Raw genomic sequence first — 18,496 nt, 5'->3', positions numbered from 1 at the left:
CCTCTCGCTTCGATGTGCTGCCATGCTCCTCGCTTTCAAAATCAAGCTCACGCTCGCCTGCATCGTGGGCCTGGCCGGTCCGACGGCCATGGCGCCGATCATCACCGCGCTGCATAGCCCGGCCGCGAGCCTCGATGGTCCGGCCCTGACCGAGATCGCGCCCGGATCTTTCACCTATCGCGACGCGGGCGACCATGTTCGCAACGGCCGCCCGGCCGAGGCCCCCCTCTCCAGCGTCCGCTTCAAGCGCCCGCTGAGCATCATGACCAACCAGGTCAGCGCTAGCGACTATCAGAGCTGTGTGGACGCCCGCGCATGCCGCGCGCTGGATCGCGACGTTGCCATTGCCATCGATCGCCCGGCCGTCCAGGTCAGCTGGCATGACGCCGTCGCCTATGCCGAATGGCTGTCGCGCAAGACCGGTTACACCTATCGCCTGCCCACGGATGCGGAGTGGGCCTACGCCGCCGGCAGCCGCTTCAAGGACGATGGTGTGACGATCGATGCTGCCGATCCGTCGCGGCGCTGGCTCGCCCGTTACGAGCGCGAAGCTACGCTACCCGACGATCCCAAGACGCGGAGCTTCGGCGGCTTCGGCACCAACGAGCACGGCGTGGCCGACATGGCCGGCAATGTGTGGGAATGGACCTCGACCTGCTTCACGCGCAATGTGCAGGATCAGGCCGGACGCGTCGTCAAGACCGTCAGCAATTGTGGCGTCCGTCTGGCCGAAGGCGCGCACCGGGCCTACGTCACCGACTTCATCCGCGACGCCCGCGCCGGCGGCTGCGCGTCGGGCACGCCGCCGAGCAATCTCGGCTTCCGGCTCGTTCGCGAGCCACTGCCGTGGAGCCAGATGGTCAGACAACGCGCCAGATCGGCCCTCATGGTGTTGCGCTCCTGACGACGAGGCCTGCTGCTCTTTGTCCCGGTTTCGCGCTCGAGACTGGGACAAATGACAGTGGTTTTTATCAACTTTTGGTTGCGTGAATGGAGCTACAAACGTTACAAAATGTTTCGAGCAACGTCGCGTAAGGAGACCAGGAGGCGAGCGTGATTCCTCGACATCCCCCGGTCTTCTTCACGTCAGACCTGCACGGCTACGGGATCGGCAACACCAGCTGGTTCGATGATACGTCGCCTCGCGCACTCGCTGGTCGCTGCCTGCTGGATGCGCTGGAATATCTGCGCACGGCCCCCAAATTTGCCGCCAAGGATTGGCAGCTGATCAATGCCAACGCGGCGCGCATCGTCCACCAATGCCTGACCGATCACGCGCTCGCCCGCCACGACATTGTCGATCGTGTCGCGCCCGCCATTGAGGAGATCTGCGCGGGCATCGTGGCCAGCCGCCAATGTTGCATTCCATTCTACGGCGATGATTACTGGGATTGGGCCAGTGTCGTCGACGCACTGTGCGAGGTGCAGAGGGTCTCGCGAACGGCCGCCAAGGTTGCCCGGCGCGAGCTCGATCAGTTTCGCCGCACGATCCAGATCCGTGTACCGGGTGAGCTTTCGACCGGGGACACCGCACATGAGTGGTTTGGACCGGCCGTCGCCACGCGCGCCTATCGGTTGCTCGATAAGCGATCGCCGGGCTTCGACGCAGATCTGCGGCACGAGCTGCAGGCCCAGGCCCTGGAAAGGATCGAACGCGGCAGATATCGCGGGCGGCAGGTGACGCCCTGGCAGCTCGGCTGGCACTACGGCCAGGTCGTCGGTGAGTTCCAGCGCGCAGCCAGCGAACAAGCGGTCGAGCTGGCCGATTTTGCCTGGATGGCCATGCCGCTCGAGCCCGGCAAGCGGGCGCTGGTGCTCGCGCGCGTTCTGCAGGGCGCCTGCGCGGTCAAGGATCGCCGCACGGTGCTGCAGGCGCTGGAAGAGCTCTATCGTTGCGAGACCACCGCCCGTCCGTTTGGTCAGGGCATCATCGGCGCCAGCGTGGTGGCGTCGCTGGACGTGCTCGAAGCGCTGTGGCCGCAGCTCGACCAGCGCGAGAAAGCGAGCCTCAACGCAATGCTCGAGGCGCTGCGCTTTCTGCATGCGAAAGCCAACACGATCGGCTTCCTGGTCGAGCGGCCCGAGGACATCGAGGGCCTCATTCAGGCCATGGGCCAGGGCACCCTGATCGAGCAGCGCAATGCGGGACGCGCGATCATCCGGCATCCCTCCTTTCACGCGGTGATCTGCCTCGGACGCTCGATCACGGAGGCGGCGAGCGCGACAGCGCGGGCCGTCGAGGAGCATGGAGCGCGCTGGCTGATCATGCCGGGGCAAGCCCATGCGCTGGGCGAAGCCTTGCAGCATGTCAGCGGCGGCCCGCATTTCTCCGGGGCCGGTCCGGGCGCGCTCGTCATCGCGAGCTCGGTGGCGCCGTTCGGCATCAAATCCGAACTTCAGGATGCGTTGAGCGTCGCCGACGCGCCATTCAGCGATGGCCGCAGCGCGATCATACCGGCCGACCCGGCGCTTCATCGCCTCGCGCATGATGCGGCCGAAACCATGCTGGAGGAGATCGGCCAGTTCTTCGAGGGGCAGACGGTCACGCGCAAGGGGGACGGCAATGACGACGCCGTTCTGGCCGCGTTCCCCGGAGCGCTGGGTGCAGACGAATCCGCCTATGTAGCCGGACTGATCTGCCTCAGCCGTTCCGTGCCGTTTCTCTCGATCCGGATGCTCGCCGACCGCGCGGGCCACACACCAGCAGCGATGACGCGCAATGCCGCCTGCCGGCTCGCAGTGAAGATTGCGGAGACATTGGGCCGGCGCATGTAGCGCACGGAGCCCGTCGTGACGTGCAAGGCCAAACCAGCAAAAAGCGGAGAACGCGATCGCGTCTCCGCTTGGTGCCACGCATCAGCGCCAGCCTGCGTCAGGTATTTTTCAATGCGACGCGGAATTCGGCTTCGGTCTTGGCCTTGACCTCGTCGAGCGTCACGCCGTCGGCGAGCTCGATCAGGGCCATGCCCTCGTCGCCGTGCTTGTCGATAGTGAACACCGCAAGATCGGTGACGACCATGTCGACGACGCGCTCGCCGGTCAGCGGCAGCGTGCACGACTTCAGCAGCTTCGGACCGTCCTTGGCGCTGTGCTCCATCACCACGACGACGCGCTTGACGCCGGCGACGAGATCCATCGCGCCGCCCATCCCCTTGACCATCTTGCCAGGGATCATCCAGTTGGCCAGATCGCCGTTCTGCGCGACCTGCATCGCGCCGAGAATGGACAGATCGATATGGCCGCCACGGACCATCGCAAACGAATCGGCCGACGAGAAATAGCTGGTGATCGGCAGCTCGGTGACGGTCTGCTTGCCGGCGTTGATCAGGTCTGGGTCCTCTTCGCCCTCGTAAGGGAACGGACCCATGCCGAGCATGCCGTTCTCGCTCTGCAGCGCCACATCGACGCCGGGCGGGATGTAGTTGGACACCAGCGTCGGAATACCGATGCCGAGATTGACGTAGTAGCCGTCACGCAGTTCCTTGGCGGCGCGCGCCGCCATCTGCTCTCGCGTCCAGGCCATCAGACTTCCTCCCCGGCTGCAGCCGCGGCTTCACGCTTGCGCACGGTGCGCTGCTCGATGCGCTTGAGCGCGGTTCCCACGTGAACAATGCGCTTCACGAAGATCCCGGGCGTATGAATGTGGTCGGGATCGATCTGGCCGGCCGGCAGCAGATGTTCAACTTCGGCCACGGTCACCTTGGCCGCGGTGGCCATCATCGGATTGAAGTTCCGTGCGGTCTTCCGATAGACGAGATTACCGGCGGTATCGCCCTTCCATGCATGCACGATCGCGAGATCGGCAAACAGGCCGCGCTCCATCAGATATTTCTCGCCGTCGAATTCGCGCACCTCCTTGCCCTCCGCCACGAGCGTGCCCACGCCCGTCTTGGTGAAGAAGGCCGGGATTCCGGCACCGCCGGCGCGGATGCGCTCGGCCAACGTGCCCTGCGGGCAGAACTCGAGCTCCAGCTCGCCCGCCAGATATTGCTGTGCGAACAGCTTATTCTCGCCGACATAGGACGAGATCATCTTCCTGATCTGCCGCGTCTCCAGCAATCGGCTGAGGCCGATACCGTCGACGCCGGCATTGTTGGAGATGACGGTGAGATCCTTCACCCCGGAATCGCGGATGGCATCGGACAGGGTTTCGGCGATGCCACAGAGGCCAAACCCGCCGGACATGATCGTCATACCGTCCTTCAGGAGGCCCGAAAGGGCGGATTTGGCGTCCGGATAGACCTTGTTCATACGAGAATGACCTGATGGAATATGGAGGGCGCGCAGATATCGACCGGATTATTAGGCGAAATCTTCGCAATGCGTCAATGACGCCTTCCCAACGCATCCATCCTGCTCTAGCACTCGAATCGGTCGGCGGGTCCGCAGTGATACAGGATCCGGTTTGGGATGTCTGCGCCGCAATCCGGCCACATCAGCGGCGCGGCCTTGAAAGCGTCAAGAAAACGCATCAAGTTGTTGATGTTGGCAAGGGTTTTCGGCGCGCTTTGTCCGTCCACAGCAACCAGCGATCGGATGATCCCAGGACATGTCGGTGACTATGGCTCAAGGAATGAGGCGCCTCGGCACGCCGATTGCGGTGCTGCTCGGCGTCGCGTTTATCGGGCTTTTCGTCAGTTCATGGCTGGTCAACCGCGACGCGTTGCGGCGGGCGGTGGAGACGCAGATCCGCGCCGTGACCGGCCTCGAACTGGTCGTCAAGGGACACATCGATGTCTCGCTGTTTCCAGGCAGCTATGTGTCGTTTCATGACGTGGGCCTGAAGGGCGGCGGCACCGCAGATCCCGCATTGCGCGTCGATGTGCTCACGGCCAATCTCCAGCTGCTGCCGCTGCTGTTGCAGCGGTTCGAGATCGCCGATCTGATGCTGCTGCGGCCGCAGATCAATGTGATCCGCGAGGCCAATGGCAGCAGCAACTGGACGCCCTTCATCGCCACGATCGCACATACGATGCGGCCTGGGCCGGACAGTCAGATGTCGTTCTCGGAGATTCGGATCCAGGACGGCGTGCTGGTTTTCGACGACAACGGCACGCGCTCCCAGGAGCGGCTCGATGACATCGACCTGTCGCTGGCCTGGCCGTCGATTTCGCGCTCTTTCGCAGCCACCGGCCAGTTCGATTGGCGCGGCCAGCGCATCGAAGGCTCGATCAGCGTCAGCGACTTTCTCGCCGCGCTGTCGGGAGACCGCTCGGGATTGAAGATGCGGCTGGCCAGCCCGCCGCTGAAGGTCGCTTTCGACGGAACGGTCGCGAACCGCACCAGCGCGCTGATGGAGGGCACGCTGACGGTGGACAGCCCCTCGCTGCGCGAGGCGTTGCGCTGGACCGGACAGACGCCGCTCGGCAGCGGCGGCTTCGGCCGCTTCGCGCTGCGGGCGCGGGCCAATGTGGTCGGTGCCTCGATCGCGCTCACCAATGTGAATGTCGAGCTCGACGGCAACACCGCCGAGGGCGTGATGACCTACGCCAATAATGGGCGGCAGGCTCTGCAGGCGACGCTCGCCGCCGATGCGCTCGATTTCACACCCTATATTTCCACCGTGCGGCTGCTCGCCAACGGCGCCCGCGACTGGAACCGGCAGCTGTTCGACCTCAAGGCGTTGTCGACGACCGATCTCGACATGCGGCTATCCGCCGCAAAGGTCACCGTCGGCCCTTCGAAGCTCGGGCGGACCGCGTTCGGCGCCAATCTGCGCAACGGCGTGCTCGCGCTCTCGGTCGGTGAAGCGCAGATGTATGGCGGCATCGTGCGCGGCTCGGTCGGCATTGCCCGCGCCGACACCGTGGCCGACGTCAAGGCCGAGCTGCAATTCGCCGATGTCGACCTGCAGTCCTGCGCCAACGAGCTGTTCGGCGTCTCGTCGATCTCGGGACGCGGCAACCTGAATGTCTCGCTGACGGCGTCGGGATCGAGCCCGTTCGGACTGGCGCAATCGCTCGACGGCAGTGCGACATTGCAAGGCCGCGACGGTTCGATCTCCGGCTTCAATGTCGAGCAGCTGCTCAAGCGCCTGGAGCGCAGTCCGCTGTCGCGCGGCGGCAATTTCCGCTCCGGCTCGACGCCCTATGACTCGTTGACGGTCGCGGTGAGGTTTTCCGACGGCATCGCAACGGCCGAGGATATCCGGGTCGAGAGTCCGACCGCGCGGATCACCATGACCGGCACGGCCTCGGTTCCGACCCGCGAATATGACTTCAAGGGCGTCGCGAGCCTGTTGTCGTCGGGCAATGGCGGCAATGGCTTCGAGCTGCCCTTCGTCGTGCAGGGCCCCTGGGAGGATCCGCTCATCTTCCCCGATCCCGAGAGCCTGATCCGCCGCGCCCCCGCGGCCGCGCCGCTGCTCGACGCCGTCAAGGACCGCAAGACGCGAGATGCCATCAACTCGGTACTCAAGCGGTTCACCGGCGGCGGGCTGTCCCCTGGCCAGCAGGACGCCCCTCCGCCGCAGGCTGACGCGCCGGCAGGCAGTCCCGCCAAACAGAACTGATGATGCGTCGGCGCCTTTCACCAAGCTCTTAGGCCCGACCTATGTCTGATATATTACTTCTGGATCGCGTCCGTCCCGTGAGCTAGTCTCCACCGCAACCGATCAAGCAAGATCGGCGGATCAGGGAGAGACACGTGAAATCCAGGGGAATGGGTGCGCTTTCAATCGCAGTCGCAGCCGCCGGGCTTTTTTGCGCTGCAGCACCAGCCATCGCTCAGGACACTATCACCATCTGGTGGAGCAAGGGCTTCTACAAGTCCGAGGACGATGCGCTGCTCAACGTCGTCAAGAAATTCGAGGCCAAGACCGGCATCAAGGTCGAGCTGTCGCAATACGCGATCCAGGACATGATCCCGAAGACGGTCGCGGCGCTCGACTCGGGCACCGTGCCCGACGTGGCCTATGCCGACACCTACGACGTCCAGGCCCAGGGCAAATGGGCGTATGAAGGCAAGCTCGAGGACCTCACCGACATTCTGGAGCCGATGAAGTCGGCCTTCGCCCCGAACACGATCGAGACTGCCTATCTTTATAACAATGTCACCAAGAAGAAGGCCTATTACGGCTTTCCGCTGAAGCAGCAGAGCATGCATGTCCAGATCTGGGGTGACATGCTGGAGAAGGCCGGCTTCAAACAGAGCGACATTCCGACCAAGTGGGAGGATTACTGGACGTTCTGGTGCGACAAGGTGCAGCCGGGAATCCGCAAGGCCACCGGCCAGCGCATCTATGGTGTCGGCCAGCCGATGGGCGTGGAATCCACCGACTCGTTTCAGTCGTTCTACACCTTCATGGACGCCTACAACGTTAAGCTGGTCGATGACGACGGCAAGCTGCTGGTCGACGATCCCAAGGTCCGCGAGGGCCTCGTCAAGGCGCTGAAGGACTATACCGACACCTACATCAAGGGCTGCACGCCGCCCTCCTCCACGACCTGGAAGGATCCGGACAACAACGTCGCGTTCCACAACAAGACGATCGTGATGACCCACAATTTCACGATCTCGATCGCCGCCAAGTGGTTCGAGGACTCCACCAACCAGGCGCTGACGCCGGAGCAGCGCGCCGCCGGCAAGAAGGCCTATGAGGAGGACATCATCACCGCGTCCTTCCCCAACAAGCCGGATGGCACGCCGATCAAGTATCGCTCTGACGTCAAGACCGGCCTGATCTTCGCCAATGCGCCGCACAAGGCGCAGGCCAAGGAGTTCATCAAGTTCCTGATGCAGGAAGAGAATCTCGGCCCCTATGTCGAGGGCGCGCTGGGCCGCTGGTTCCCGGTGACGACCGCCGGCCAGAAGAGCCCGTTCTGGCAGGCTGACCGCCATCGCAAGGCCGTCTACACCCAGTTCACCGGCGGCACGACGCCATTCGACTTCACCAAGAACTACAAGTTCACGATTCTCAACAACGAGAACGTCTGGGCGAAGGCGATGAACCGCGTGGTCAGCGAGAAGGTGCCGGTCGAGAAGGCCGTCGACGAGCTGATCGCGCGTTTGAAGGAAGTCGCAGGCTAGTCTGTCGCGACGCGATGCACTAGCTTGAGATCCTGACAGCGACAATAGCGGCCGGCCGCAGCGTATGCGGCCGGTTTGGTGATAGGCGGGAACAGACGACCCGGGACAAAACGACCATGGCGATCACGCTCTCAGCTTCCGATTCCGCGCTCGCGGAGGCGCCGCGCCCGGTGCTGCTGACACCGTCACAGGTGTGGGGCATCGTGATGCTCGCGCCCTATTTGCTCATCTTCCTCGCCTTCGTCGTCTACCCCGTCGGCTACGGCCTGTGGCTGGCGCGCGATCCGGCCAGCTATGTCGCGCTGTTCAACGACCCGATCTTCGCGCGCGCCGCCATCAACACGCTGATCTTCCTCCTGGTCGGCATCAATCTGAAGATGGTGATCGCGCTGTTCCTGTCCGGCTTCTTCATTCAGCAGCGCGGCTGGATCAAATGGCTGTCGGTCATCTTCATCCTGCCCTGGGCGGTCCCCTCGATCCCGACCATCCTGTCGGTGCGCTTCATGCTCAATCCCGAATGGGGCATGGTCAACCATTTGATCTTCAACCTTACCGGCGATGACGGCCCGAACTGGCTGAACGACCCGACGATCGCGCTGTCGATGGCGATCGGCATGCACATCTGGAAGTCGCTGCCGTTCTGGACCCTGATCCTGATCACCGGGCGGCTGGCGATCTCGCAGGACCTGTTCGAGGCCGCCGAGGTCGACGGCGCCACCTGGTGGCAGAAGTTCCGCTACATCACCTGGCCGTCGATGCAGACGCTCTACATTACCTGCACGCTGCTCTCGATGATCTGGACGCTCGGCGACTTCAACAGTGTCTATCTCTTGACCGGCGGCGGCCCGGCCGATCTGACGCACGTGCTGTCGACGCTCGGCATCCGTTATCTCCGGCTCGATCAGCTCAGTCTCGCGATGGCCTCGATCGTCTGCGCGATGCCGCTGGTGCTACCCCTGGTCTATTTCATGATGAAGCGGTTGTCGCGATGAAGCTTCCCACCCTCCGCGAAGTCGGCACCGAGGCCCGGCTGCTGCTGATCGGCATTCCCGTCTTCATCTGGACGATGATCCCGATCTATCACATGTTCCTGTTCGCGATCTCGCCGAAGGAGGACGCGTTCTCGGGCAAGCTGTGGCCGGACCACCCGACCCTGCACAATTTCTCGATTGTGTTTCACCAGCAGCATTATTTCCTGCGCGACTTCTGGGTGCAGTTCGGCAACTCCGTCGTGATCGCCGTCGCGGTGGGCGCGCTGACCCTGATCATCGCCACCTGCGCAGCCTACGCCATCTCGCGCCTGCGCGTGCCCGGCAGCCGCGTGGTGATGAATCTCGCGCTATTCACCTATTTCATTCCGGCCGCATTCCTCGCCGTGCCGATGTATCGCACCATGGGTAAGTATGGCCTGCTCAACAATGACTGGTCGCTGATCCTGGCGATGGTCACGATTGCCTCGCCCTACGCGATCTGGGTGCTGAAGCAGGCCTCCGACAAGCTGCCGGTCGAGCTGGACGAGGCCGCCGTGATGGACGGCGCGAGCCCGCTGCAGATCTTCCGCCTGGTCTACGTGCCGCTGATGATGCCGTCGCTGGTGGCGATCGGCACCTATGCCGTTCTGCTGGCCTGGAACGAATATCTCTACGCCTTCCTGCTGCTCTCCAACGACAAGGCGATCACCCTGCCGGTGGCGCTCGGCAACTTCCTCGCCGCCGACGACTCGCCGTGGGAGCTGTTGATGACGACCGGCTTCATCTACGCGCTGCCGCCAGCTGCGGTCTATTATGCCTTCAAGCGCTACATGGTCGGCGGGCTGACCGCGGGCGCAGTGAAGTCGTGAGGGCGTGATGCGCGTCGGATTTCGCCAGGGCCGCATCGAGGATGTCTCGCGGCCGAACTGGGATGGCGACGGGCCGCGCCCGATCGACTGGTTCGCCTGGTATCCGGCCATGGACGAGGCGACCGAAGCAGCGCTTCCGGTCGCGCCATGGCCCGAGGGATGGTTCGAGGCGGGACCGGCGGCCATGGATGCGCCGCTCGCCGCAAGCGCAGGCCTCTGTCCGCTCGTCGTGTACTCGCATGGCACCGGCTGCAATGGTCTGCAGTTCGAATGGCTGGCGCGGGAGCTGGCGGCCCGCGGGTTCGTCGCGGTCGCGGTCAATCATCATGGCAACAGCAATGCCGCGCCGTACCGCGCGGAGGCCTTTCTCTGCTCATGGGAACGCCCGCGCGACATCTCGCGGCTGATCGACCACATCCTCGCACATCCCGCCTTCGCCGGCCGCATCGACGCAGATCAAGTTTTCGCGGTCGGCTATTCGCTCGGCGGCGTCACGGCGACCGCCCTGCTCGGCGCCATCATGATCCGCTCGCCGTTCGAGCCCGGCGCCAATCTCGGCCGCGGGCCGCGCGAATTTCCCGACCTCGTCGATCACCTGCCGCGCCTGATGGCGGAGAGCCAGATCTTCCGCGACTCCTGGGCGCGCATGTCGGCCTCCTGCCACGATCCGCGCATCAGGGCGGCGCTGCTGCTGGCGCCAGGACGCTCGGTGCAAGGCTTTTCCGAGGACAGCGTTGCCGCGATCGACGTGCCGACGCACATCATGGCCGGCGGTGCGGATGCGCTGCTGCCGGCCGCGCGCTGGCTGCATGACCGGCTGAAGACGAGCGTGCTGGACATCGTCGCCGACGGAGCCGGCCATTACGTGTTCCTGCCTGAAAGCACCGAACTCGGCCGCACCTCCGATCCCGCCTGCTGCGTCGATCCGCCGTCGGTCGATCGCGGTACGATCCACCGCACAGTCGTCGCCGCGGCGTTGAAGTTGTTCTCGGTGTGAACACTGGCGCAGCATTCTTGGTCATCGCGATCTGCGGTCGCGATGACCGAGCAAGGCGCCACAACCTCAGCTGTCATGCCCCGCGCAGGCGGACATCCAGTACGCCGCGGCCTCTCGGCGGACTCACGGGCTTCTCGGAGTACTGGATCGCCCTCGACCGGGCGATGACAGCTGTGATGGGGCAACCAGTTGAGCCACCTTCCTCAGTGCGATCGCTACAGCGGGGCCGCGCTCTCGCCGCGGTCGCTCGACAGTTTTGAAGCCAACGACGCCACAACGATCACCACCGCAATCACCCCGATCACCAGCGTGCAGATCGCGTTGATCTCCGGCTTCACGCCAAGCCGCACCTCGGAATAGATCCGGATCGGCAAGGTTGCCGAGCCGGGGCCGGTGGTGAAACTCGCGATCACGAGATCGTCGAGCGACAGCGTGAAGGCGAGCATCCAGCCCGCCACCACTGCCGGCGCGATCAGCGGCAGGGTCACCATCACGAACGCCCGCAGCGGATCGCAGCCGAGATCCATGGCGGCCTCTTCCAGGCTGCGGTCGAGCGAGACCAACCGAGACTGCACGACCACCGCGACGAAGCACATCGTCAAGGTGGTATGGGCGATGGTCACCGTCCAGAAGCCGCGCTCCGCCTCCAGCGCCACGAACAGCAACAGCAGTGACAGGCCGGTGATCACCTCCGGCATCACCAGCGGCGCATAGAGCATGCCGGAGAACAGCATGCGGCCGCGAAAGCCCTGGCCGCGCGACAGCGCGACAGCCGCGAGCGTGCCCAGCACTGTCGCCGCGGTCGCGGAGGTCGCGCCGACACGCAGGCTCATCCAAGCCGCATCGATCATCGCGCGGTCGTTGAAGAACTCGTGATACCAGCGCAACGACCAGCCGCCCCACACCGTGACCAGGCGCGAGGCGTTGAACGAATAGATCACCAGGATCAGGATCGGCAGATACAGGAAAGCGAGCCCGAGCGTCAGCGAGGCGACGTTGAAGCGCGACAGGCGGGACGGCCGTGCCGTGATCGCACTCATCTGCCCTCCTCCAGCTGCCGGCGCTGCAGCCGGTCGTAGAGCAGGAGCGGGATCAGCAGCACCGCCAGGAGCACGACGGCGATGCTCGACGCCACCGGCCAGTCCTTGTTGGTGAAGAACTCCAGCCACAGGGTCTGACCGATCAGCAGCGATCTGGATCCCGCGAGCAGGTCCGGAATGACGAACTCGCCGACGATCGGGATGAAGCATAGCAGGCTACCCGCGCCGACGCCTGGCAATGACATCGGAAACGTCACCAGCCAGAAGGTCTCGCGCGGCGAGGCGCCGAGGTCGGCGGCCGCCTCTTCCAGCGCCGGCTCCAGTTTGGTCAAGGTCGCAAACAGCGGCAGGATCATGAACGGCAGATAGGAATAGACGATGCCGACATACATCGCGCTGTCGGTCGACAGCCACACCACCGGCGCCGACACCAGCTGCAGCGCGAGCAGGATCTGGTTCAACAGTCCGTCATGCTGCAGGATGTTGACCCAGGCATAGATGCGGATCAGGAACGAGGTCCAGAACGGCACAATGACCAGCATCATCGCGATGCCCTGCCACCGCTTCGGCAGTCGCGCCATGCCATAGGCGATGGGATAGCCGATCAGGAGCAGGATCGCCGTCGAGGTCGCAGCGACAACGACGCTACGCAGATAGGACGCGAGATACAGATCGTCCGACAGCAGCAGGCGGAAATTGTCCAGCGACAGCCCTGCGAGAGCATCCGACAGCGCCGACAAGCCACCGGCCAGCGAGAACACCGGCGTATAAGGCGGCTGCGCGATGGCCGTCTGCGACAGGCTGATCTTCGCGACGAAGGCGAACGGCACCAGGAAGAACAGCACCATCCAGACATAGGGCACGATCGCGCCAAAGCGGGCCGGGCGGGAGAAGATGCGGCGCGCGCTCATCGCTCCAGCACCACGCAATCATCCGGCGTGAACCAGGCCACCACGCGCTGGTTCAACCCATAGCCGTCGGCGTCGAGCCGCGCGGTGTTGGCCTGCGCGGCGTGAAGCACGGCGCCACCGTCGAGCCTGATCTTGTACACGGTCTTGCCGCCGAGATAGCTCGCATCCGTAATGACGCCTTCGACCCGGTTGAGCGCGGCGGCCGCCGCCGCATCGGCGGCCGGTCCGCGGAGCGCCAGGCGGATCTTCTCCGGCCGGATGGCCACGGCGACCTTGGTCTCGGTGACCGGCGCGACCGGCTGCGCCACCACTAGTTCGCCCGCAGTTGAGGTCGCGACCCGGAGCCGGAGCGCCTCGCGCGCGGTCACCTCGCCCTCGAACAGATTGATGTCGCCGACGAACTCCGCGACCCAGCGCGAGGCGGGCTCCTCATAGAGGCGGCGTGGCACGGCGACCTGTTCGAGCTGGCCCGCCTTCATCACGCCGATCCGGCTCGCCACCGTCATCGCCTCCTCCTGATCGTGAGTGACGATGATGAAGGTCATTCCCAGCTTGCGCTGCAGCTCCATCAGCTCAAACTGCGTGCTCTCGCGCAGCTTCTTGTCCAGCGCCGCCATCGGCTCGTCGAGCAGCAGCACCTTCGGCCGGCGGGCCAATGAACGTGCCAGCGCGACGCGCTGCTTCTGACCGCCCGAGAGCTGGTCGGGCTTGCGCTTCTCGAGGCCCTCGAGCCGGACCAGCGCCACCATCTCCGCAACACGGCTGGCGATCTCGCCGCGCGGCATGCCGGCCCGCTTCAAGCCGAAGGCGATGTTATCGCGCACGTTGAGATGCGGAAACAACGCGTAGTTCTGGAACATCATGTTGACGGGACGCTGATGCGGCAGCACTGGCGCGATGTCCTCGCCCGACAGCAGGATGCGGCCCTCATCCGGCGCCTCGAAGCCGGCCAGCATGCGCAACAGCGTGGTCTTGCCGCAGCCGCTCGGACCGAGCAGCGCGAAGAACTCGCCCGCCCGGATGTCGAGCGAGACGCCGTCGACGGCCCGAAAGCTGCCGAAGGTCTTGACCACGTTCTCGATCCGCAGGATCGGCGGCTGGGGATCGGGGCGTGGTACCGGCGACGATGGTGGCGCCGGCTCGGCAGCAGGCTCGGAGGTCGCGATGTCGTCAGCCATGATCCGTTCAAATCACCCCTGCCGGCCTCGAACGGCACGGCGAGGGCAAGCTAGCCGCCGATTGCCTGCAGCTCAACCGCACGAGCCGGACTATCCCCGTCCACCTCACGCGGAGGGATCGTGTTCCGGTCTCCGGCTGCCGCGGCCATGAAGGCTGCAAGCGCCTCCCGTTCGGCGGCGCCGAGGGTCAGGCCGAGTTTGGTCCGCCGCCACAGCACGTCGTCGGGAAAGCGGGCCCATTCCTTGGTCATGAGATAGCGGACCTCGGCCTCCGTCAGCTGCGATCCGAACGCGCGGCCCAGGTCGGCCCTGCTGCTGGCGTCACCCAGGATGTCGGCGAGCCGCGTGCCGTAGGCACCTGCCAGGCGCCTTGCCTCGGCTTCGCTGAGGAACCGCCAGCGCTCGCGGACGTCGTCCACCACATCGTCGAACCGTTCCCAATCGAAATCACCGCCGGGCAAAGGCGCGCCAGCGGTCCAGCGCGGCGACATCGGATAGCAGGTCGCGAGCCGGTTGATCGCCTGCTCGGCGCGCCGCCGGGCGGTGGTGACATCGCCGCCGCACATCGTCAGCAGCGGCGCCTGGGTCCGGCTGGCCTCGAGGCTGACGACGGTCTCCAACCGCTCACCGCCGTCTGCGCGCAGCATCATGTTGGCTCCGGAGACGGTCCGCACCACGTCGACAGGCTGAATGTCGGAGCGGAAATAGCGGTTGGCGGCCCGGCAGAGATAGGTCACGTCAGGCGCCGGCATCGCCACTACCGCCGGATCGCCCTTGAACTCATGGGCGACCGTGCCGATCAGGGTGAAGTCCCGCTCATAGGGTTGGGCGAAGATCAGCCTGCCGTCATGGTTCTGGAAGACGTAGACCGCGCCGACATCGAACAGCCGGGGCACCACGATCTGACTGATCTGCCGCGCGGCGACCCGCGGCGGCGGCTGACGCAATACGGTCTCCGCCGTCGAGACACTCCACGCGCCGGTCGCGTTGGCAAGGGCCCGGGACGTGACGATCCGCCGATGGCCGCGGTCGATGATCGCCAGCCGCCAGATGCGATCGCGGTCGGCCCGCACGCAACGGGCACCGGTCCGGATCGCGGCGCCACGCTCGGCAGCATCCAGCGCCGTCAGCACCACCAATCGGGAATCGTCGACCACGCAATCGAAATAGGCGAACGCCGTTCCGATCGGGCGCTTCAGCGCGTCGCCGATCGGATGATGCGTCACGTCCAGCGTCGTCGCGGCGGGCAGCCACTTGCGGGCCGCGAGCCGGTCGTAGAGCCACAATCCGGTGCGCAGCTGCCAGGTCGGACGCCCCTCGGCATGGGCGGGGATGGCGAAGCGGATCGGGCGCACCAGATGCGGCGCGATCGTGAGCCAGACATCGCGTTCGGCAAGGGCGGCGCGCACGCGCAACACGCCGCGGCGCTCCAAGCTGGCGAGATCACCATGCACCAGCCGCGAGCTGGCGGAGGAGGCTGCGCAGCCGAGATCACCCTGCTCAACCAGAATGACGCGCAAGCCGCGGCCGGCCGCGTCGCGCGCCAGGCTGACGCCGTTCAGACCTCCGCCGATGATCGCAAGATCGTAGTCCGCCATACGCAACATCTTCGGGCGTGTCAGGACGTGCGATCTTAAGCCCGCAACGATGATTCTCGTAGCGGCGACGCGGAACACTCAGCGGATATATTCGTGCTGTTGCGCGATCGCCTCTGGCCGCAATCCTACGGTCATCCGGTCTTGCGAACCGCCGTGATGGCGTCGACATGCGCACGGCCGACGATGCCGTCATATTTGTCGATCGGCAATGGCTTGCCCAGCAGATAGCCTTGAACGGAATCGCAGCCCTGCTCGGCGAGGAAACCGAGTTGCTCCGGCGTCTCGACACCTTCGGCCACGATCGACATGTTCATGCCGTGACCAAGCCCGATGACCGCACGAATGATCGCCGCAGATTGCGGATTGCGGCCGAGATTCATGACAAACGCGCGATCGATCTTGATCTTGTCGAACGGGAAGGCCTGCAGGTAGCTCAGCGACGAGTAGCCGCTACCGAAATCGTCCATCGAGACGCGAACACCGAGCGCCTTCAACCGGCGCAGCAGCGCGACACCGCGATCGAAATCCTCGATCAGCACGCCCTCGGTGATCTCGAGCTCGAGACGGCCGGGCGACAGCCCCGTCTCCAGCAGGATGGAGTGGACCAGAGCGACAAGATCGCCATGGACGAACTGGGCGGGCGACAGGTTGACCGCGACCTGCAGCGGCTTTGGCCAGGACGCCGCCTCGCGGCAGGCCTCACGCAGGATCCACTCGCCCATCTCCACGATCATTCCGCTCTCTTCCGCAAGCGGGATGAAGTCGCTCGGCGGCACGAAGCCACGCACGGGGTGGTGCCAGCGGGCCAGCGCCTCGAAACCGATGATCTCGCTGCAATCCACGGTCCGGCCGGAGCTCGCCTGCGGCTGGAAGTACAGCGACAGCTCGCCGTTCTTGATCGCGACCGACAGCTCCTGATGCAGAACGCGGCGGTCGCGGATCTGCTGGTCCATCTCGGGTTCGTAGAAGGTGATGCTGCCACGCGACTTGGCCTTGGCGCGGAACAGGGCGGCACCGGCATTGGCGAGCAGCGATGCCGGATCCGGGCCGTTGTGCGGGAACACCGAGATGCCGGTCGTCAGCGCGGTGCGGATTGATTTGCCTTCGATCTGAAATTCGACGGCGATGGCTGCGGCCAATTGTTCAGCGAGCGCCCTGCCCGTCTCCGGCTGCTTGCCGTCGATGATCAAGCCGAACTCGTCGCCGGAGAGCCGTGCAACCACGCCGCCTCTTGCCACGGTATGCACGCGGCGAGCGACTTCGATCAGCAGCTTATCACCGATGGCGTGGCCGAACACGTCATTGACGTCCTTCAGCCCCTTGAGATCGACATTCAAGACGGCGAATTCCTCTCCGGTATCCGCGCAGGCTTCGATCATCTGGCTCAAGGCCTGGAGGAACGCCGCGCGGTTCGGCAGGTCGGTGAGGCCGTCATGATAGGCCATATGCGCCATCCGCGATTCGGTCTGGCGCCGGTCGGTCACGTCCTCGTAGGTCTTGATCAGATATTGCGGCTCGCCACCGTCGCCGAGCACGGTCGCCCGCCGGGTCAGGAACAGGCGCAGGCCGTCCTTGGTCGAGATCGGATGTTCTTCGGTCAAAACCCCGCGCTTCTTGATGGCGGCTTCGTCGCGCGCCATGATCAGCCTGGCCTCGCGCGGATTGAAGATGTCGGCCGTGGTCAGGCCGGTGGCATCCTCCCGCTTGCGGTTGAGGATGATCTCCGCGCTGCGGTTGGCGAGCAGATAGCGGCCATCGCCGGCGCTCTCGACGATCAGCGAGACCGGAATATTGTCGACGACGAGCTCCAGGAACTTCTTGGTGCTCTCCAGCTCCTGGCTGAGCGAGCGCCGCTCGGTCGCGTCGTCGAACAAGGCGATGAGGAACTGCGGTTCGTTCTTGTCATTGCGCGCGACGACCCGGTGGGATTCCAGGATTCGCTTCTCGTCGCCGCGCTGGACCACGAGCTCGCTGCGGTAGGTGGTGCCCGGCGCCAGCATCGCTGCGCGGTCGGCCAGGGTGATGTTGGCGGCGGTCTCCTCGCCGAACAGGTCGCTGGGGCGCTTTCCAATGATCCGGTCCCGCGACACCCGCGCGAACCGCTCGAAGGCGCGGTTGGCGAAAATATAGCGTCCGTCCTCGATGTTCTTGGCGACAACGCAGGCCGGGACCTGATCGACCACCGATTCGAGGAACTGCTTGGTCGAGGCGAGCTCGTCCTCCAGCCGGCGCTGCACCGTGCAGTCCTCGTGGATGCCGATCGATCCCCCGGTCGGCAGCCGGAAGATCTTCGCGCGGACCGCGCGTCCGTCGGGCAGGTCAGTCAGACACCCGTCCGGCTCGCGCGCCTTCCGGGCGTAGTCCTCGACCGATAGCGCGAGCAGGCCGCGCTGACGCCGAAGCTCGACAAGATCTCGCCCGGTACAGCCGGGCGGGATGTCCGCCCTGGACATGCCGTAGATCTCGAGAAACCGACGATTATAGAAGACGACGCGATTGGCGGAATCCGTCAGCATCAGACCCTGGCTGAGATTGTTCAGCGCGGAACTGACAAAGGCGTTACGGCGCAGCTGCGCACGCTTGGTTCGCCGCAAGCTCGAATGGATCCAGATCACCACCGAGGCGAGAAAGGCGCAGACCACGATTCCGGCGATCAGCACCTTCCAGAGCACGTCGGGTTCGACGACCCCCACAAAGCTGCTGGGTGAGAAATCGGCCGGAGCGGCCCAGGCACACGCCGGCGATGCAGCTTCCAACGCGGCCATAACGGCCGCAACGACACGCGCAGGAAACGCATTTCTGCTGCTCGCCTGCCAATTCTTGCCAGCCATCGATCACCCGCGGTATTCGGATGGCATAATCTGGCTTCACGTGTTGGGATCGGGTAAACGGCTTTGGCAAACT

The 18,496-nt window shown here is 64.9% G+C and carries 14 protein-coding genes; 7 read left to right on the top strand and 7 right to left on the bottom strand.

The window, feature by feature from the left end:
• Positions 1 to 22: 22 nt before the first annotated feature.
• Positions 23 to 904: an SUMF1/EgtB/PvdO family nonheme iron enzyme gene (locus tag ACVIJ6_RS16775; RefSeq protein WP_456773568.1), complete on the top strand. Its 882-nt coding sequence runs from the start codon at positions 23 to 25 to the stop codon at positions 902 to 904.
• 149 nt (positions 905 to 1,053) lie between these two features.
• Entirely contained in the window at positions 1,054 to 2,775 is a 1,722-nt protein-coding gene (locus ACVIJ6_RS16770; protein WP_456773567.1) for a hypothetical protein, read from the top strand.
• 97 nt (positions 2,776 to 2,872) lie between these two features.
• Here the strand turns inward: ACVIJ6_RS16770 and ACVIJ6_RS16765 are convergent, their stop codons facing one another.
• Positions 2,873 to 3,523 (bottom strand): CoA transferase subunit B, encoded by a 651-nt coding sequence (locus ACVIJ6_RS16765; protein ID WP_041751029.1) that lies wholly within the window; start codon positions 3,521 to 3,523, stop codon positions 2,873 to 2,875.
• Positions 3,523 to 4,251, bottom strand: a complete 729-nt coding sequence (locus ACVIJ6_RS16760; protein WP_456773566.1) for a CoA transferase subunit A — start codon at positions 4,249 to 4,251, stop codon at positions 3,523 to 3,525. The genes ACVIJ6_RS16765 and ACVIJ6_RS16760 overlap by 1 nt, the downstream gene beginning before the upstream one ends.
• A 310-nt stretch (positions 4,252 to 4,561) precedes the next feature.
• Between ACVIJ6_RS16760 and ACVIJ6_RS16755 the strand changes: the two genes are divergently transcribed.
• From ACVIJ6_RS16755 to ACVIJ6_RS16735, 5 genes are all read left to right on the top strand, one after another.
• Complete coding sequence (locus tag ACVIJ6_RS16755; RefSeq protein WP_456777006.1) at positions 4,562 to 6,511, top strand: AsmA family protein; 1,950 nt, start codon at positions 4,562 to 4,564, stop codon at positions 6,509 to 6,511.
• Positions 6,512 to 6,645: 134 nt separating this feature from the next.
• A complete protein-coding gene (locus ACVIJ6_RS16750) occupies positions 6,646 to 8,028 on the top strand; it encodes an ABC transporter substrate-binding protein (protein ID WP_456773565.1) in 1,383 nt (460 codons plus the stop codon).
• Positions 8,029 to 8,144: 116 nt separating this feature from the next.
• Entirely contained in the window at positions 8,145 to 9,020 is an 876-nt protein-coding gene (locus ACVIJ6_RS16745; RefSeq protein WP_456773564.1) for a carbohydrate ABC transporter permease, read from the top strand.
• Entirely contained in the window at positions 9,017 to 9,868 is an 852-nt protein-coding gene (locus ACVIJ6_RS16740; protein ID WP_012046657.1) for a carbohydrate ABC transporter permease, read from the top strand. The genes ACVIJ6_RS16745 and ACVIJ6_RS16740 overlap by 4 nt, the downstream gene beginning before the upstream one ends.
• 7 nt (positions 9,869 to 9,875) lie before the next feature.
• Positions 9,876 to 10,865: an alpha/beta hydrolase family protein gene (locus ACVIJ6_RS16735; RefSeq protein WP_456773563.1), complete on the top strand. Its 990-nt coding sequence runs from the start codon at positions 9,876 to 9,878 to the stop codon at positions 10,863 to 10,865.
• Between the two features lie 215 nt (positions 10,866 to 11,080).
• On the opposite strand, the gene ACVIJ6_RS16730 is transcribed toward ACVIJ6_RS16735, so the two are convergent.
• The 5 genes from ACVIJ6_RS16730 to ACVIJ6_RS16710 all read right to left on the bottom strand — a co-directional run bounded on the left by ACVIJ6_RS16730 (position 11,081) and on the right by ACVIJ6_RS16710 (position 18,423).
• Positions 11,081 to 11,905 (bottom strand): ABC transporter permease, encoded by an 825-nt coding sequence (locus tag ACVIJ6_RS16730; RefSeq protein WP_456773562.1) that lies wholly within the window; start codon positions 11,903 to 11,905, stop codon positions 11,081 to 11,083.
• On the bottom strand, positions 11,902 to 12,816 hold the full coding sequence (locus tag ACVIJ6_RS16725) for an ABC transporter permease (protein ID WP_456773561.1): 915 nt from the start codon (positions 12,814 to 12,816) through the stop codon (positions 11,902 to 11,904). Before ACVIJ6_RS16725 ends, ACVIJ6_RS16730 begins: the two co-directional genes overlap by 4 nt.
• Positions 12,813 to 13,994 (bottom strand): ABC transporter ATP-binding protein, encoded by a 1,182-nt coding sequence (locus tag ACVIJ6_RS16720; RefSeq protein WP_456773560.1) that lies wholly within the window; start codon positions 13,992 to 13,994, stop codon positions 12,813 to 12,815. The genes ACVIJ6_RS16725 and ACVIJ6_RS16720 overlap by 4 nt, the downstream gene beginning before the upstream one ends.
• 50 nt (positions 13,995 to 14,044) lie before the next feature.
• Positions 14,045 to 15,592, bottom strand: a complete 1,548-nt coding sequence (locus ACVIJ6_RS16715) for a glycerol-3-phosphate dehydrogenase (RefSeq protein WP_456773559.1) — start codon at positions 15,590 to 15,592, stop codon at positions 14,045 to 14,047.
• Between the two features lie 131 nt (positions 15,593 to 15,723).
• Positions 15,724 to 18,423 carry a sensor domain-containing protein gene (locus ACVIJ6_RS16710; RefSeq protein ID WP_456773558.1) on the bottom strand — a complete coding sequence of 900 codons (2,700 nt, stop codon included), beginning with the start codon at positions 18,421 to 18,423 and terminating at the stop codon, positions 15,724 to 15,726.
• Between the last annotated feature and the right edge of the window lie 73 nt (positions 18,424 to 18,496).

It is taken from the genome of Bradyrhizobium sp. USDA 4369 (genome assembly GCF_054056435.1).
This window is presented reverse-complemented; position numbering and strand designations above follow the sequence as displayed.

Bases quoted from the DNA above. Each gene is read 5' to 3' on its own strand.
- ACVIJ6_RS16715 (WP_456773559.1), bottom strand. From the start codon at position 15,592: ATGGCGGACTACGATCTTGCGATCATCGGCGGAGGTCTGAACGGCGTC.
- ACVIJ6_RS16745 (WP_456773564.1), top strand. From the start codon at position 8,145: ATGGCGATCACGCTCTCAGCTTCCGATTCCGCGCTCGCGGAGGCGCCG.
- ACVIJ6_RS16760 (WP_456773566.1), bottom strand. From the start codon at position 4,251: ATGAACAAGGTCTATCCGGACGCCAAATCCGCCCTTTCGGGCCTCCTG.
- ACVIJ6_RS16735 (WP_456773563.1), top strand. From the start codon at position 9,876: ATGCGCGTCGGATTTCGCCAGGGCCGCATCGAGGATGTCTCGCGGCCG.
- ACVIJ6_RS16740 (WP_012046657.1), top strand. From the start codon at position 9,017: ATGAAGCTTCCCACCCTCCGCGAAGTCGGCACCGAGGCCCGGCTGCTG.
- ACVIJ6_RS16710 (WP_456773558.1), bottom strand. From the start codon at position 18,423: ATGGCTGGCAAGAATTGGCAGGCGAGCAGCAGAAATGCGTTTCCTGCG.
- ACVIJ6_RS16755 (WP_456777006.1), top strand. From the start codon at position 4,562: ATGGCTCAAGGAATGAGGCGCCTCGGCACGCCGATTGCGGTGCTGCTC.
- ACVIJ6_RS16725 (WP_456773561.1), bottom strand. From the start codon at position 12,816: ATGAGCGCGCGCCGCATCTTCTCCCGCCCGGCCCGCTTTGGCGCGATC.
- ACVIJ6_RS16765 (WP_041751029.1), bottom strand. From the start codon at position 3,523: ATGGCCTGGACGCGAGAGCAGATGGCGGCGCGCGCCGCCAAGGAACTG.
- ACVIJ6_RS16730 (WP_456773562.1), bottom strand. From the start codon at position 11,905: ATGAGTGCGATCACGGCACGGCCGTCCCGCCTGTCGCGCTTCAACGTC.
- ACVIJ6_RS16720 (WP_456773560.1), bottom strand. From the start codon at position 13,994: ATGGCTGACGACATCGCGACCTCCGAGCCTGCTGCCGAGCCGGCGCCA.
- ACVIJ6_RS16775 (WP_456773568.1), top strand. From the start codon at position 23: ATGCTCCTCGCTTTCAAAATCAAGCTCACGCTCGCCTGCATCGTGGGC.